Genomic DNA, 14,568 nt, shown 5'->3' on the forward strand with positions numbered 1-14,568 from the left:
GGTGCTGTTTTGCAGTGCAGCGTGCAATGCCTTCGGGGGCTCTTCACGATGGCCGCGCATCCCGACGTGGGGGAGGGAGCAGGCCCGCTGGCAGTACGCTGCAAGCGGGCTTTTTTATGCCCGGCATCCGGCCGGAGCCCGCTTTGGCGCATGCCACAATCCGTGGCGATGACCGATCCCACGCCTTCTCCGAATACCGCGGCCGGACTGCGCGAACGCCTCGCCGACCGGGCCCTCTCCCTGCTGCGCGCCGCCTCGCCGCGGCATGCGGAACTGCTGCAGCAGGCCGATCTGGCCGGACGCGTCGCACGCGTCGGGCTTGCCAGCGACTTCGCGATCGAGACCCTGCGCCGCCAGCCGGCGCTGCTGGAGCACCTGGCAGCCGACGATCCGGCGCCGCTGCCGCTTCCCGTGCTCGATCCGCTGCAGCCATCCGAATGGGCCGGCGTGCTGCGCCGTTACCGCGCCGCCGCCTCGACCCGGCTGGTCTGGCGCGACATCCTCGGGCTGGATGATGTCGATGCGACCCTCGCTGGCAGCACCGAGCTGGCCGAGCAGTGCCTGGCCATCGCGCTGGAGGCGCTGGAGCGCGAGTTCGCCGAGCGCCATGGCGTGGTCCGCGATCCGGCCGGCAACCCGCAGCGGCTGGTGGTGTTCGGCCTGGGCAAGCTGGGCGGCGGCGAGCTGAACTTCAGTTCCGACATCGACCTGGTCTACGCCTACGCCCACGACGGCGACTCCGACGGCCGCCGTTCGCTGGCGGCCGAGGAGTACTTCGCGCGCCTGGGCCAACGCCTGGCCAAGCTGCTGGACGAGGTCACCGCCGACGGCTTCTGCCATCGCGTCGACCTGCGCCTGCGCCCGTTCGGCAATGCCGGGCGGGTAGCGTGGTCGTTCGCGGCGATGGACCAGTACTTCCAGCGCGAGGGCCGCGACTGGGAACGCTACGCCTGGCTCAAGGCGCGCACCGTCGCCGGCGACATCGCCGCCGGCGAGGCCTGGCTGGAGACCCTGCGTCCGTTCGTCTACCGCCGCTACCTGGACTTCACCGCGCTCGATGGCTTGCGCGCGATGAAGGCCGCGATCGTGGCCGAGATGCAGCGCCGCGACATGGCCGATGACCTCAAGCGCGGCCGCGGTGGCATCCGCGAGATCGAGTTCCTGGTGCAGTCGCTGCAGCTGATCCGTGGCGGCCGCGAGCCGGCGCTGCGCGGACGGCGGCTGCTGCTCGCGCTGCAGGCGCTGGTCGAGGGCGGCCAGATCGCGCCGGAGGACGGCGCCGCCCTGGCCGAGGCCTACCGCTTCCTGCGCCGGCTCGAGAACCGGGTGCAGATGCTGGCCGATGCCCAGGTGCATTCGCTGCCGGAGGATGAGGAAGGGCGCGAGCGCATCGCCGTGGCCCTGGGCTACGAAGGCTGGGCGCCACTGGCCGCCACACTGGCCACCTGCCGCGCCCGGGTATCGGCCGAATTCGATGCGCTGCTGGTCCCGCGTCGCGGCCAGTCCGCGCCGGATGCGCTGGAAGGCTACTGGCGGCTGCTGCCGCAGGCCGGCGAGGCCACGGTGCTGGCCGATGCAGGCTTCAACGATGCCGGCGGCGCGGATGCCGCCGTGCGCGATTTCGCCCGCAGCAATGGCGTGCGCGCGCTGTCGGATGCGGCACGCGGTCGCCTGGACCGGGTGGTGCCGGCGCTGCTGGGCGCGGCCGCGCGTTCGGCACAGCCGGATGCCGCGCTCAGGCGCCTGCTCGGCCTGCTGCAGTCGATCCTGCGCCGCGCCAGCTACCTGGCCCTGCTGGACGAACAGCCCAGCGCGCTGGGGCGGCTGGTCGACGTGCTTGCGCGCAGCGCGCTGCTGGCCGAGCGCATTGCCGCCTATCCGCTGCTACTGGACGAACTGCTTGACGTGCGCGTGGCCGGGCCCATCCCGGATGCGGCGGAAATGCATCAGGCCTGCGCCGCCGCGGTGGACAGCGGCGACGGCGATCCCGAGGCCGCGCTGCGTGCGCTCAACGAGGTGCGGCTGGCGCTGAGCTTCCGCATCGCCCTGGCCGCGCTGGACCATCGCCAGCCGGCGGTCGACAGCGTGCGCCAGCTGGCCTGGCTGGCCGACGCGGTGGTGGCGCAGGTGCTGGCCATGGCCGAGGGCGAGGTCGTCGGTGCGCACGGTCGCATCGAGGGAGGCCGCTTCGCCGTGGTCGGCTACGGCAGTTTGGGTGGCTGCGAGCTGGGCTTCGGCTCCGACCTGGACCTGGTGTTCCTGTACGACGCCGATGGCGAGGCCGTGTCCGACGGCCGCCGCCCGCTGGAGGCCGGCCGCTGGTATGCGCGCCTGGCGCAGAAGGTGGTGGGCCTGCTCGGCGCGGTGACCAGCGCCGGTCGCCTGTACGAGACCGACATGCGGCTGCGCCCGGACGGCGGCAAGAGCCTGCTGGTGTCCTCGCTGGCGAGCTATTCCGAGTACCAGCTGCACCGCGCCTGGACCTGGGAACACCAGGCCCTGGTGCGCGCGCGCATGGTCGCCGGCGATGCCAGCCTGGGCGCGGACTTCGGGCAGGTGCGCCGCGAGACCCTCGCCAGGCCACGCGATGCGGCCGCGCTGGCGGCCGATGTGGCCAGCATGCGTCGGCGCATGCGTGCGGAGCTGGACCGCAGCGACGCCGCGCGCTTCGACCTCAAGCAGGGCGCTGGCGGCCTGGTCGACCTGGAGTTCCTGGTGCAGTACCTGGTGCTGCGCGAGGCGGCCGGCTGCGCCGCGCTGCTGGAACCGCGCGATACGCCGCGGCTGCTGGCCACGCTGGCCAGCGAGGGAGTGCTCGACACGGACATGGTCGAATCGCTGCGCCAGGCGCACTCGGCCCTGGTCGAGGCCGGCCTGGGCTGCACCCTGGACCGGCGCCCGCGCCTGGTCGCCAGCGACGAGGCGCTCGATGCGCAGCGCGCACGGGTCACGGCGGCAGTGGCCGCGCAGGGCCTGGTGTTCGATCCGGAAGCCTAGAGATCCAGGCGCCGCCGCACCTCGGCGGCGACCCTGGCGGTCTCGCGCAGCGGCGTGGCCGCGAACGGTTCGAAGCCGGCGTCCAGTGGGCGCACCCGGCCGCGCTCGAGCAGCGCGCCCAGGAAAACCGCGCTACGGCCGCGTGCCAGTCCGGGCGCGACCACATGCACCGGCACGCGGGTGGCGCAGGCCTCGGAAAGCATGTTCACCGAGTCCGGGGTGCAGACGATGCGGTCGGCGCAGGCCAGCAGGCCCGGATAGGGATTGGCGCCGCCGCCGTCCCAGGCCATGCCCGGTATCCCGCGCAGGGCCGCATGCAGCGGCGCCGAGACCTCCGCCGGGGTGCGCCGCGAGACCGTGGCCAGCAGGCTGCCGCCCTCCCCGCGTACCTGCGCGCGCAACGCTTCCAGGGTCACGTCCAGCATGTCCAGCGTCCACGGTGCCTGGCGGGTGGGGCCGCCCAGCAGCAGGGCGGTGCGCGGTTGGGGTAGCGAGAACAGGGCACGGAACTGCTGCCGTGCCCGTTCCAGCCAGGCGTCGTCCACCGGATTGAGGCTACCCAGCAGGGTCAGCACGTTGCCGCCACGCAGGCGGTCGTGCTCGGGCACCACGACCAGGTCCCAGTGGCGGCTGTCGATGCGCGGATCGAGGATCTGCACCGCGCGCGCGCCGCGTTCGCGGGCCAGGCGGCCGGCCAGCGCGCCCTGGCGGCCGCAGCCGATGGCCAGCGCCGGCGGCGGGCCGCGGACCAGTTCCCGGGCCAGTCCCGGGCCGAAGGCGTGGCGCGCGCCCGGCAGCCGGCGGGGCGCCAGCCAGCGCCAGGGCGCGCGCGGTTCCAGCTCGGGCAGGCGTGGCGAGTCCAGGCCCAGCGCACCGGCCAGCGCTTCGGCCTGGCGCAGGTTGCCAGCGTTCCCGTCAGTGAGCAGCCAGGCCAGTTGGGGCGCGTTCCGTTCCATAAGCGACACCAATTCGTTCCGGACCGGGTTTGGCAAAGCGCTGGTGCAACACTCTACACTGCGGCCACCCGCGGCCGGATGCCGCCAAGACAGTGCCAGACATGAGCCAACCGTTGAACGATGCCGCCCTCGACCAGCTGTTCCGCAGTGCCCGTACCTACAACGCCTTCTCCGGCGAGATCAGCGACGACACCCTGCGCCAGCTCTACGACCTGCTGAAGCTCGGCCCGACCGCGGCCAACACCACGCCGGCGCGGTTCGTCTTCGTACGCTCGCCCGAAGCCAAGGCCAAGCTGGGGCCGGCGCTGTCCGAGGGCAACTTCGCCAAGACCATGTCGGCGCCGGTGACGGTGATCATCGGCCGCGACCTCGACTTCCACGAGAAGCTGCCGTACCTGTTCCCGCACGTGGACGCGAAGTCCTGGTTCGAGGGCCCGCGCGAAGGCCGCGAACAGCCCTCGCTGCTGAACATGTCGCTGCAGGCCGCCTACCTGATCCTGGCCGCGCGCTCGCTGGGCCTGGATACCGGCCCGATGAGCGGCTTCGACCATGCCAAGGTGGACGAGCTGTTCTTCGCTGGCACCACTATCAGGTCCGAAATCCTGGTCAACCTCGGCCACGGCGATCCTGCCAGCCTGTACCCGCGTTCCCCGCGACTGTCCTTCGACGAAGCCGCGCGCATCGTCTGAGGCGTCGACCCTCGCAGTCGTAACGGCAAACCCCAAGGAGCTACACCATGCGCAAGATCCTGCTGGCCGCCGCCCTGGCCACCTTCGCCGGCGCCTCGTTCGCCGCCCCGGTCACCTACAACCTCGACCCGACCCACACCAACGTGCTGGCCCAGTGGAGCCACTTCGGCTTCTCGCATCCGTTCGCCAACTTCGGCGACGTCGAGGGCACCCTGGTCTACGACGCCGACAACGTCGCCGCTTCCAGCGTCGAGGTGACCCTGCCGCTGTCCGGCCTGGAGGCCTTCAGCAGCAAGTTCAACGACCACCTGCGCAGCGCCGACTTCTTCGACGCGGCCAAGTACCCGACCGCGAAGTTCAAGAGCACCAAGGTCGAGGACGCGGGTGAGGGCAAGCTCAAGGTCACTGGCGACCTGACCATCAAGGACAAGACCCATCCGGTGGTCCTGGACGTGACCCTCAACAAGGCCGCCGACCACCCGATGCTCAAGGCCCCGGCGATCGGCTTCGACGCCACCACCACCATCCTGCGCAGCGACTTCGGCGTGGGCGCCTACGCCCCCAACGTCGGCGACGAGGTGACCCTGCGCATCACCACCGAGGGCACCGCGGCCAAGGCCAAGTGATCCCGTCGCGGCGCCGGCCCCTCCGGCCGGCGCCGCGCACGCCCCGCGGCGCATCGCGCTGGTAGAATCGCTGGGCTTTCCGCAGAGTCCCGAACCCACGCCATGAACACCACCGCCGCCGCGCCCGCCAATGCCGAGAAGCGCTACACCGTGCACCGCGCGGACCTGCCGCTGAGCTGCCCGACGCCGGAAATGGCGCTGTGGAACTCGCATCCGCGCGTGTACCTGCCGATCCAGGACGATCCGGACGGCCACGCCCAGTGCCCGTACTGCTCGGCCATCTACCAGCTGGTCGACTGATCCCCGCCGCGCGCCGGCCCCGTCGTCGATGCGCCGCCTGACCGTCGTCCAGCTGCTGCCGGCACTGGAATCCGGCGGCGTCGAGCGTTCCACCCTGGAGATCGCCGCGGCCCTGGTCGCCGCCGGCCATCGCGCCATCGTCGTCTCCGCCGGCGGCCGCCTGGTGCCGGCGCTTGAAGCCTGCGGCGCCGAACACGTCACCCTGGCCATCGGCCGCAAGTCGCTGGCGGCGCTGCGCCGTGTCCCGGCCCTGCGCCGGCTGTTCCGCGACAGCGGCGCGGATATCGTCCACGCCCGTTCGCGCCTGCCGGCCTGGCTGGGGCGGATGGCCCTGGCGGGCCTGCCCGTTACGCGACGTCCACGCTGGGTCACCACCGTGCACGGGCTCAACTCGCCCGGCCGCTACAGCGCGGTGATGGCCAGCGGCGAGCGCGTGGTCTGCGTTTCGCGCACGGTGCGCGAGTACGTGCTGCGGCATTACCCGGCTACCGATCCGTCGCGGTTGCGGGTGATCGAGCGCGGGATCGATCCGGCCCAGTTCCCGCCGCGCCCGCATCCAGATCCGGCAGCGCGCGCCGAAGCCGCCGCCGGATATCCAACGCTGGCCGACGCCGCGCCGCTGCTGTTGCTGCCCGGGCGTGGCACCCGCCTGAAGGGCCATGCCGACGCCCTGCACCTGCTGGCCGCGCTGCGCTCCGCCGGCCACCCACGGGCGAAGCTGTGGCTGCCGGGTGCGCGCGAGGCCGGGCGCGAGGCCTATATCGCCGAGCTGGAGGCACTGGCCGCGCAGCTGGGCGTGGCCGACGCGGCGCTGTTCACCCCGCCCACCGCGCGCATTGCCAGCGCCTACGCCGCCAGCGACCTGGTGCTGCAGCTGTCGCGCAAGCCCGAGGCCTTCGGCCGCACCGTGCTCGAGGCGCTGTCCTGTGGTCGCCCGGTGCTGGGCTGGGCCCACGGCGGCGTGGGCGAACTGCTGCAGCAGCTGCAGCCGGCCGGCGCGGTGCCGCCGTTCGATGCCGATGCCCTGGCCACGACGGCCGCGCGCCAGCTGCGTGATCCGCCGGCGCCGGTCGCCATCCCGTACACGCTGCAGGCCATGCAGCAGGCAACCCTGGACCTGTATGCCGAACTGGCCGGCTGAGCACGCCGCGACCAGCGGTCGCGCGTTCGCCTGGACGCCGGCCTGGCTGGTGCTCGCGGTGGCGCTGTGGCCGCTGCCCGGGCCGGCCGAGGCGGTGCTGTCACTGGGCGCGCTGGCGGTTGCGGGGCAGCTGGGCTGGCTGGCGGCGCGCGGGCGGACGCTGCCGCTGGATCGCCGGGCCTTCGTGCTGGCCGGCCTGCTGTTCGCCGCCTACTGGCTCCCGGAGCTGCTGTCCGCCCCGGATGCGCTGGACCGTGGCCGGGCCTGGAAGGAGGTGGTGGCCGACCTGCGCTACCTGCCGCTGCTGTGGGGTGTCGCCATCGCGGTGCGCGAACCGCGCGGGCGCGGCTGGCTGCTGGGCGGGATCGCCCTGGTCGCGCTCGCGTGGACCATGGATGCGCTGCTGCAGGCCATGGCCGGAAGCAGTCCGCTGTTCGCCGCCCTCGATGCGTTGAAGGGCTGGTCAGGCGGTGGCCCCCTGTGCCCGCCCGACGAGGTACTGGCACCGGACCGCATCAACGGCATCTTCGGTGCCTGCAATCCCAAGCTGGGCCTGGTGCTGGCCAGCCTGTCGCCATTCGCACTGGCGTGGGCTGCCACGCGCGGCCGGGCCTGGGCCTGGTGTGTGGCCGCAGCGGTGCTGGGCGTGGCCATCCTGCTGGGCGGCGCTCGCGCGGCCTGGCTGACGTTCGGACTGGTCGCGCTGGTCTCGGGCTGGCGCGTGCTGGGCGCGAGGCGGCTGGCCGGTTTCGCGCTGGCCGGCGTGCTGGCGCTGGTGGCCTTGTACGTGGTCTCGCCGCAGCTGCAGCAGCGGGTGGAGCGCACCGCGCTTGCCCTGCAGGCCGATGCCGGCGGCGTCGATGGCGCGCTGTCCGGGCGCGGCCGGATCTGGCAGGGCGCGTTGTGCATGGCGCGGGAGCATCCGCTCAACGGCGTCGGCGTGCGCGGCTTCCGCCAGGCCTGGCCTGGTTGCGATCCGGCGGCCGCGGACGCGCCGGCCTGGGGCGAGGGCGATGCCCTGCATGCGCACCAGCTGCTGCTGGAACTGCTCAGCGAGACCGGCGTGCTTGGCCTGCTGGCCTGGCTGGCCGGGGCCTGGGTGGCCTGGCGCGCGTGGCGACGTGCAAGCCCGGCGGCGCGCCGGCAGGCGGGCCCGGCAGGGCTGGCCCTGGTGGCGACCACCTTCCCGCTCAACACCCACCTGGCCTTCTACTCGACCTTCTGGGGCGGGGTGCTGATGCTGCTGGCCGGGCTCTACGTGGGCCTGCTGCACGCACGGCGCGCCCGAGGCCTGAGGCCGGCTCAGGTTCCCGGGGCCGGCGGCGTGGGCAGCCCGCGGCCGCGGTCGTAGTAGTTGCTGCGGCCCTGCGGCTGGCGCTTGAAGCGGCGATGGATCCACAGGTACTGGGCCGGCGCCTCGCGCACCATGGCCTCGATCGCGGCGTTGACCCGGGCGGTATCGGCGACCGCGTCCTCGCTGGGGAAATCGGGAAGCGGCGGCGCCACGCGCAGGATGTAGCGCCCACCCTCGCGGCGGTGGAAGAACGGCACCACCGCGCAGCCGGTGACCCGCGCCAGCTGGTGGGTGGCGGTGATGGTCGAGGCCGGCATGCCGAAGAACGGCGCGAATACCGAATCCTTGCCGCGCATGTCCTGGTCCGGCGCGTACCACAGCATGCCGCCGCGCTTGAGGTGGCGCACCGCGCCGCGCAGGTCGCTGTTGGCGAACATCGCGGTGGCGTAGCGCAGGCGACCGCGCTTGACCGCCCACTCCATCACCGGGTTGCGGTGGCGGCGGTACATGCCGGCCAGCGGCACCTGCCCGCACAGCAGGCGTCCGCACATCTCCAGGGTCATGAAATGGCCGGAGACCAGCAGCACGCCGCGGCCCTGGGCCTGCAGTTCGTGCAGGTGTTCCAGGCCCTCGATCGTGGCATTGCGCTCGATCGGCGCCAGCGAACCCCACCAGGCGCGCGCGAACTCGAACAGGCCGACGCCCAGCGCGTCGAAGCTCTCGCGGGCCAGGCGCGCGCGCCACTCCGGCGTCTGCTGCGGGAAGCACAGGGCGAGGTTGACCTCGGCGGCGCGGCGGCGGGTGCTGCCCAGGTGCCAGGCCAGCCAGCCGATGCCGCGGCCGATCGCGCGCTGCCACAGCCAGGGCAGGCGGGCGGCGGTGACCATCAGCGCAAGGCCCAGCCACATCGGCCAGTTGCGCGGGGCGAAGGAGGGGCGGGGAGGTGGCGTGTCTGCGGCGCTCATGCGTGGATTCTAAGCCTTCGCCCACGGCTGGCCGTCGTCGCCTCGGCTATCCTGCGCCCATGTCGACTCCGTTTCCGCCCAAGGAACCGGGCGAACGCCTGGTGCGCTGGCTGTACTCGCTGGCGCTTTACCTGCTCTCGCCCTTCACGCTCTACCACCTGGTCTCGCGCGGCTTCCGCGTGCGCGAGTACTTCCGGCGCTGGGACGAGCGCTACGGTGCCTACAGCACCGAACAGGGCCGGCCCTGCGTGTGGCTGCACGCGGTCTCGGTGGGCGAGGTCAACGCCGCCGCGCCGCTGGTCAACGCCCTGCTGCGGCAGAACAAGGGCACCCGCTGGGTGATCACCACGATCACCCCCACCGGCTCGCAGCGGGTGCGCTCGCTGTGGGGCGGACGCGTGGACCACGTCTACCTGCCCTACGACCTGCCCGGCAGCGTCGACCGTTTCCTGCAGCATTTCCGCCCGACCGTGGCGCTGATCATGGAAACCGAGCTGTGGCCGAACATGCTGTTCGGCTGCCGCGACCACCGCATCCCGGTGTACATCATCAACGCGCGGCTGTCCGCGCGCTCGCTGCGCGGCTACCGCCTGCTGCGGCCGCTGCTGGGCCGCGCCCTGCGCACCGTGCGCTGCGTGGCCGCGCAGTCGGTGACCGATGGCCGCCGCTTCCAGGTGCTGGGCGCCGAGCCCGCGCAGATCCAGGTGCTGGGCAACCTCAAGTACGACATCGAGGTGCCCGACGGGCTGGAGGTGCTGCGCAGCGCGTTCGAGGACGCGCTGGGGCGCAAGCGCCCGGTGTGGATCGCCGCCAGCACCCACGAGGGCGAGGAGGAGGCGGTGCTGGCCCTGCACCGGCGCCTGCAGGCGCGCTGGCCGGACTTGCTGCTGGTGTGGGCGCCGCGCCATCCCGAGCGGTTCCCGCGGGCGCAGGCGGCGGCCGTCGCCGCGGGCTGGAAGGTCGGCACCCGCAGCCGCGATGGCTGGCCCGGCGCCGACGACCAGGTGTTCCTGGTCGATACCCTGGGCGAGCTGATGGCGTTCTACGCCTGCGCCGACGTGGCCTTCGTCGGTGGCAGCCTGCAGCCGATCGGCGGCCACAACCTGCTGGAGCCGGCGGCGGTGGGCACGGCGGTGGTCACCGGTCCGCACCTGCACAACTTCGTCGACATCTCCAGGCGCCTGGACGAGGCCGGTGCCCTGCGCGTGGGCCAGGACCTGGACGGAGTCGGCGACGCTTTGGAGACACTGCTGGCCGATCCGCAGGCGCGCGAGGAGATGGTCGCCGCCGGGCTCGCCCTGGTCGACCAGGGCCGCGGTGCGCTGCGCCGGACCCTGGAGCTGATCGCCCCGGACCTGCCGGAACCCGACCCGGTCGAGGAGTGAGAGGGCCCCGAGCCATCCGCAAACGCTGCAAAGAAAAAGGCCGCCCACCGGGCGGCCTTTTCCGTGTCGCGGGATGCGTGGCGCTTACTGGCGCAGCACCGACGGATCCTGCAGCTGGGCCTCGGCGTCGACGCTCAGCAGGGCGTTGACCTGGCGCAGCGAGTCCACGTCCAGCTCGCCGGTTGCCTGCGACAGCAGCAGGCGGTTGAGCAGGAAGTTGTACTTGGAGCGGGCGTACTCGACCTGGGCCTGGAACAGCGTGCGCTGGTTCTGCACCACGTCCAGCACGGTGCGGGTACCGACTTCCAGGCCGACCTGCGAGGCCTCCAGCGCGCTCTGCGCCGAGACCACGGCCAGGCGGCGGGCCTCGACCTCGCTCACGCCGGCGACCAGGGCCTGGTAGAGGTTGCGGGTGTTGCGGTCCAGGGCGCGGCGCTGCTGCTCGAACTGGTCCTGGGCGATATCGCGCTGGGCCACGGCCTGGCGCACGCGCGACTGCGTCGCGCCGCCGGAGAAGATCGGCACCGACAGGGTCAGGCCGATGCTGCTGCCGGTGCTCTGGCCGGTACCGCCGCCGTCCTCGGAGGCGATGGAATCACCCCAGGTGGCGCCCTTGCTCCAGCCGCCGCTCAGCGAAAGGGTCGGCAGGTGGCCGGCGCGGGCGGTCTCGACGCCCTGGTTGGCGGCCTGGGCGCGCAGCTCGGACGAGCGCAGGTTCGGGTTGTTCTGGATCGCCGCGGCGACCCAGGCATCGGCGTCGCTGCGCATGCTCGGCAGTTCCGGACGGAAGTCGGCCGGGAGGGCGCGCAGGTCGCGCACCGGCTGGCCGGTCAGCTCGGCCAGGGCCTGGTAGGCGTCCTGCAGGGCGTTGCGGGCGAGGATGGTGTTGGCGCGGGCGGCGTCGTACTGGGCGCGGGCCTCGTGCACGTCGGTGATCGGGGCCAGGCCCACTTCCAGGCGCTTGTCGGCGTAGTCGAACTGGCGCTTGCCGGCGGCCTCGTTGGTCTCGGCGGCGGCCAGCGACTCGATCGCCACCAGCACGTCGAAGTAGGCGGCGGCGGTGCGCACCATCAGGTCGTCGCTGGCGGCGGCCAGGTCCTGGTCGGCGGCGGCGCTCAGCGAACGCTCGGCGCGCAGGCTGGAGAACTGGCCCCAGTTGAACAGGGTCTGGCTGGCGTTGAGGCCGTAGTTGCGGCTGGTACTCTCGAAGCTGCGCGGGCTGCCTTCCGGCTCGGTGCGCCGGCGGGTCAGGCTGGCGCTGCCGCTGACCTGCGGCAGCAGCGCGGCACGGGCCTGGACGCTGCCTTCCTTGGTGATGAGCGTGTTCGATTCGGCGATGGCCAGCGTGGTGTCGCCGTTGCGCGCCATCTCGTAGGTCTGGAGCAGGTCGGCGGCACCGGCGGTGGCGGGGGCCAGGGCGGCCGCCAGGGCCAGGGCGAGGGAACGGCGGATCATCAGCGGCTTCCTTATCTTCATGTTGGGCCCGGATCCATGTCCGGGCCGTCGTGGGGATATCGGGATCGGACCGCTGCCCCGCGGGGCAAAACGGTCAGAAACTGAACTGCGGTGCCGGCTCGGCACCACGCAGGTACTCGAGCTCGGTCTCAAACAACGATTCGATGGCCGGCGCGTTGACATCGCCGGTGTGGCGCACCAGCACGGCTTCCATCACCGGGGCGCGGCCGCGGACCACGAACAGGCGGCCGCCGGGGCGCAACCATTCCATGAAGCGGGTCGGGAGGACGTCGACGGCGGCCGTCACGCACACCACGTCGAAGGTGCGGGTGGGGGTGTACTCCATGGCGTCGGCGGCCAGCACGCGGACGTTGGTGCCCAGGCCGGTACGCTCCAGGCGCTCGCGCGCGGCGTCGGCCAGTTCCGGCACCACCTCGATGCTGACGACCTCGCGGGCCAGCGCCGCCAGGCAGGCGGTGGTATAGCCGCTGCCGGTGCCGATTTCCAGCACGCTGTCGCCGCCCTGCAGTTCCAGCGCCTGCAGCATGCGGCCTTCGACCACCGGCTTCATCATGCGTGCGCCGTGGCCCAGCGGCAGTTCCAGGTCGGCGTAGGCGAGGGCGCGCTGCGCCTCGGGCACGAAGGCCTCGCGCGGCAACCGGCCGATCACCTCGAGCACGGCGGCGTCCAGGACGTCCCAGGGACGGACCTGCTGTTCCACCATCAGTTCGCGGGCACGGGCGTAATCGATCGTCATGGCTGCTGTCACTAGGCGCGGGAGGCCGGGCATTCTACTACCGCTGAGGGCCGGGCCGGCGGCAGGAAGCATCGCCGCGGCGGCGGCCGGCGCTCAGTGCCGGAAGTCACCGCGACCAGCGGCAGGCCGGGAAAGCGTTCAGGCGCCATAGGCCCGCAGGAAGAAGTCCACGGTGGCCTCCAGGTGGCGCTGCAGCTCCTCCGGGCGGGGCGTCTCGCACAGGCCGCAGGCCATCATCGGGTGCAGCTCGCCCTTGAGCAGGCTGAAGAACTGCGAGGCCGCCAGCGGGACGTCGCCGATCCGCAGCAGGCCCTCGTCGGTGCGCGCCTGCAGGAACTGGGCGAAAACCTCCTGGACCCGGCGCGGACCGGCGTTCCAGAACAGGGTGCGCAGGGCTTCCTCGCCGGTGCCCGCGGTCATCATGCGGTGGATGCGGATCGCCTCCTCGCTGCTGATCAGGGCGAAGAAGGCATGGCCGATGGCCAGCAGCTGGTCGCGCAGCGGGCCCTCGGGCGGGCTCAGCAGCAGCTCGTCCGGCAGCACTTCGCGGCACTTGGCGGCGATGGCCTCGGAGAACAAAGTCTCCTTGTCGCCGAAGTGGCTGTAGACCGTGAGCTTGGACACCCCGGCAGCGGCGGCGATCTGGTCCATGCTCACGCCCTGGTAGCCGAGCTCCAGGAACATGCGCTTGGCCGCGTCGAGGATCGCGGCGCGCTTGGCGAGGTCCTTCGGACGTCCGGGGCCGGGGTTGCGGGCGGGCGCCGGGGCGCTGGCTGGCACGGTCTGGCGGGTCATGCAGGCAATACTAGACTGTTTGGTTTTCTATTTATACCATACCGGCCGGTTCACTATTTTCCACGTACGGGATGGAGCGCCAAATGCAGGGACGGATCAGGTGTGGAGTACTGGCGGCCCTGGCGGCCATCGCCCTCGTGGGCTGCGGCAACGGCGAGGACCAGGCGCCCGCCGCGCGCCCGGTCTGGGTGGTCCAGCCGCAGGCGGCGGGCGGGGCTGCGGGCCTGGCCTTCCCCGGCGAGGTGCGTGCCCGCGAGGAAAGTCCCCTGTCGTTCCGCATCGGCGGCGAACTGGTGGCGCGACGGGTCGATGCCGGCGCGCGCGTGGCCGAGGGCCAGGTGCTGGCCGAGCTCGACCCGGGCGACCAGGCCCTGCAGGCCCAGGCCGCGCAGGCGCAGCTGGCCGCGGCCGAGGCCGAGCGGGTGCGCGCCAAGGGCGACCTGGACCGCTACGCGAAGCTGGTCGAGCAGCAGCTGGTCAGCCGTTCCGCCTACGAGGGCCAGGCTGCCGCCTACAAGGCCGCCGCCGGCCAGGCCGATGCCGCCCGCGCGCAGTGGGAAGTGACCCGCAACCAGTCCGGCTACACAACCCTGCGCGCGCCGCATGCCGGGGTGATCGCCAGCCGCCAGGCCGAGGTCGGCCAGGTGGTGGGCGCCGGGCAGACCATCTTCGTGCTGGCCGCCGACGGCGGTCGCGAAATCGCGATCGACCTGCCGGAGGACCGCGTCGGCCAGTTCAAGGTCGGCGATGCCGCCGAGGTCGAGCTGTGGAGCCGCCCCGGCCAGCGCCTGCCGGCGCGCATCCGCGAGCTGGCGCCGGCGGCCGATCCGCAGACCCGCAGCTACGCCGCGCGCGTGGCGCTGGACGAGGCGGTGGCAGGCGACGTGGTGCTCGGCCAGAGCGCTCGCGTGTTCCTTGGCCGCGGGAATGCCGGGGCCGGCCTGCAGGTGCCGCTGTCGGCGCTGCAGCAGGCCGAAGATGGCAAGCCGGTGGTGTGGGTGGTGCGCGAGGGCAGGGCGGTACGCGTGCCGGTCGAGCACGGCACCCTGGGTAGCGAATACGTGGACGTGCGCGGCGACCTGCGCGCCGGTGACTGGGTGGTTGCCGCCGGCGGCCACCTGCTGCGCGAGGACGAGGAGGTTGTCGCTGTCGACCGCGACAACCGGCCGGTGGCCGCCGCTGCCGCCCAGCCGAAGGCGGAGTGAGCC

The 14,568-nt window shown here is 72.7% G+C and carries 13 protein-coding genes; 8 read left to right on the top strand and 5 right to left on the bottom strand.

From position 1 onward, the window contains the following. Positions 1-168 precede the first annotated feature (168 nt). Positions 169-2,997, top strand: coding sequence for a bifunctional [glutamate--ammonia ligase]-adenylyl-L-tyrosine phosphorylase/[glutamate--ammonia-ligase] adenylyltransferase (glnE, locus tag PSESU_RS02090; RefSeq protein WP_155942700.1), 2,829 nt, complete (start codon positions 169-171; stop codon positions 2,995-2,997). Here glnE and PSESU_RS02095 read toward each other — a convergent pair. After that, a complete protein-coding gene (locus PSESU_RS02095) occupies positions 2,994-3,953 on the bottom strand; it encodes a mitochondrial fission ELM1 family protein (protein ID WP_013534111.1) in 960 nt (319 codons plus the stop codon). The genes glnE and PSESU_RS02095 overlap by 4 nt on opposite strands. A 101-nt stretch (positions 3,954-4,054) precedes the next feature. On the opposite strand from PSESU_RS02095, the gene PSESU_RS02100 reads away from it, so the two are divergent. The 5 genes from PSESU_RS02100 to PSESU_RS02120 all read left to right on the top strand — a co-directional run bounded on the left by PSESU_RS02100 (position 4,055) and on the right by PSESU_RS02120 (position 8,060). Further along, on the top strand, positions 4,055-4,642 hold the full coding sequence (locus tag PSESU_RS02100) for a malonic semialdehyde reductase (protein WP_013534112.1): 588 nt from the start codon (positions 4,055-4,057) through the stop codon (positions 4,640-4,642). Positions 4,643-4,689: 47 nt separating this feature from the next. Further along, the gene (locus tag PSESU_RS02105) at positions 4,690-5,268 is read left to right on the top strand and encodes a YceI family protein (protein WP_013534113.1); all 579 of its coding nucleotides are present in this window, start codon (positions 4,690-4,692) and stop codon (positions 5,266-5,268) included. A 102-nt stretch (positions 5,269-5,370) separates the two neighbouring features. Beyond that, a complete protein-coding gene (locus PSESU_RS02110) occupies positions 5,371-5,568 on the top strand; it encodes a zinc-finger domain-containing protein (RefSeq protein WP_013534114.1) in 198 nt (65 codons plus the stop codon). Positions 5,569-5,596: 28 nt separating this feature from the next. Next, positions 5,597-6,709, top strand: coding sequence for a glycosyltransferase (locus tag PSESU_RS02115; RefSeq protein ID WP_013534115.1), 1,113 nt, complete (start codon positions 5,597-5,599; stop codon positions 6,707-6,709). Further along, a complete protein-coding gene (locus PSESU_RS02120) occupies positions 6,690-8,060 on the top strand; it encodes an O-antigen ligase family protein (RefSeq protein ID WP_013534116.1) in 1,371 nt (456 codons plus the stop codon). The genes PSESU_RS02115 and PSESU_RS02120 overlap by 20 nt, the downstream gene beginning before the upstream one ends. Here PSESU_RS02120 and PSESU_RS02125 read toward each other — a convergent pair. Further along, complete coding sequence (locus PSESU_RS02125) at positions 8,012-8,968, bottom strand: LpxL/LpxP family Kdo(2)-lipid IV(A) lauroyl/palmitoleoyl acyltransferase (RefSeq protein WP_013534117.1); 957 nt, start codon at positions 8,966-8,968, stop codon at positions 8,012-8,014. The two genes, PSESU_RS02120 and PSESU_RS02125, sit on opposite strands and share 49 nt — an antisense overlap. A gap of 59 nt (positions 8,969-9,027) precedes the next feature. Here PSESU_RS02125 and waaA point away from each other — a divergent pair, with 59 nt between their 5' ends. Continuing rightward, positions 9,028-10,353, top strand: a complete 1,326-nt coding sequence (gene waaA / locus PSESU_RS02130) for a lipid IV(A) 3-deoxy-D-manno-octulosonic acid transferase (RefSeq protein ID WP_013534118.1) — start codon at positions 9,028-9,030, stop codon at positions 10,351-10,353. An 84-nt stretch (positions 10,354-10,437) separates the two neighbouring features. Here the strand turns inward: waaA and PSESU_RS02135 are convergent, their stop codons facing one another. The 3 genes from PSESU_RS02135 to PSESU_RS02145 form a co-directional block, all read right to left on the bottom strand. Further along, positions 10,438-11,808 carry a TolC family outer membrane protein gene (locus tag PSESU_RS02135; RefSeq protein ID WP_041763764.1) on the bottom strand — a complete coding sequence of 457 codons (1,371 nt, stop codon included), beginning with the start codon at positions 11,806-11,808 and terminating at the stop codon, positions 10,438-10,440. Between the two features lie 94 nt (positions 11,809-11,902). Beyond that, positions 11,903-12,565, bottom strand: a complete 663-nt coding sequence (locus PSESU_RS02140) for a protein-L-isoaspartate O-methyltransferase family protein (RefSeq protein ID WP_013534120.1) — start codon at positions 12,563-12,565, stop codon at positions 11,903-11,905. A 138-nt stretch (positions 12,566-12,703) separates the two neighbouring features. Then, entirely contained in the window at positions 12,704-13,345 is a 642-nt protein-coding gene (locus PSESU_RS02145) for a TetR/AcrR family transcriptional regulator (protein WP_041764348.1), read from the bottom strand. A 98-nt stretch (positions 13,346-13,443) separates the two neighbouring features. On the opposite strand from PSESU_RS02145, the gene PSESU_RS02150 reads away from it, so the two are divergent. After that, complete coding sequence (locus PSESU_RS02150) at positions 13,444-14,565, top strand: efflux RND transporter periplasmic adaptor subunit (RefSeq protein WP_013534122.1); 1,122 nt, start codon at positions 13,444-13,446, stop codon at positions 14,563-14,565. Positions 14,566-14,568: the final 3 nt, after the last annotated feature.

The organism is Pseudoxanthomonas suwonensis 11-1, assembly GCF_000185965.1.
Taxonomy (GTDB): Bacteria; Pseudomonadota; Gammaproteobacteria; order Xanthomonadales; family Xanthomonadaceae; genus Pseudoxanthomonas; species Pseudoxanthomonas suwonensis_A.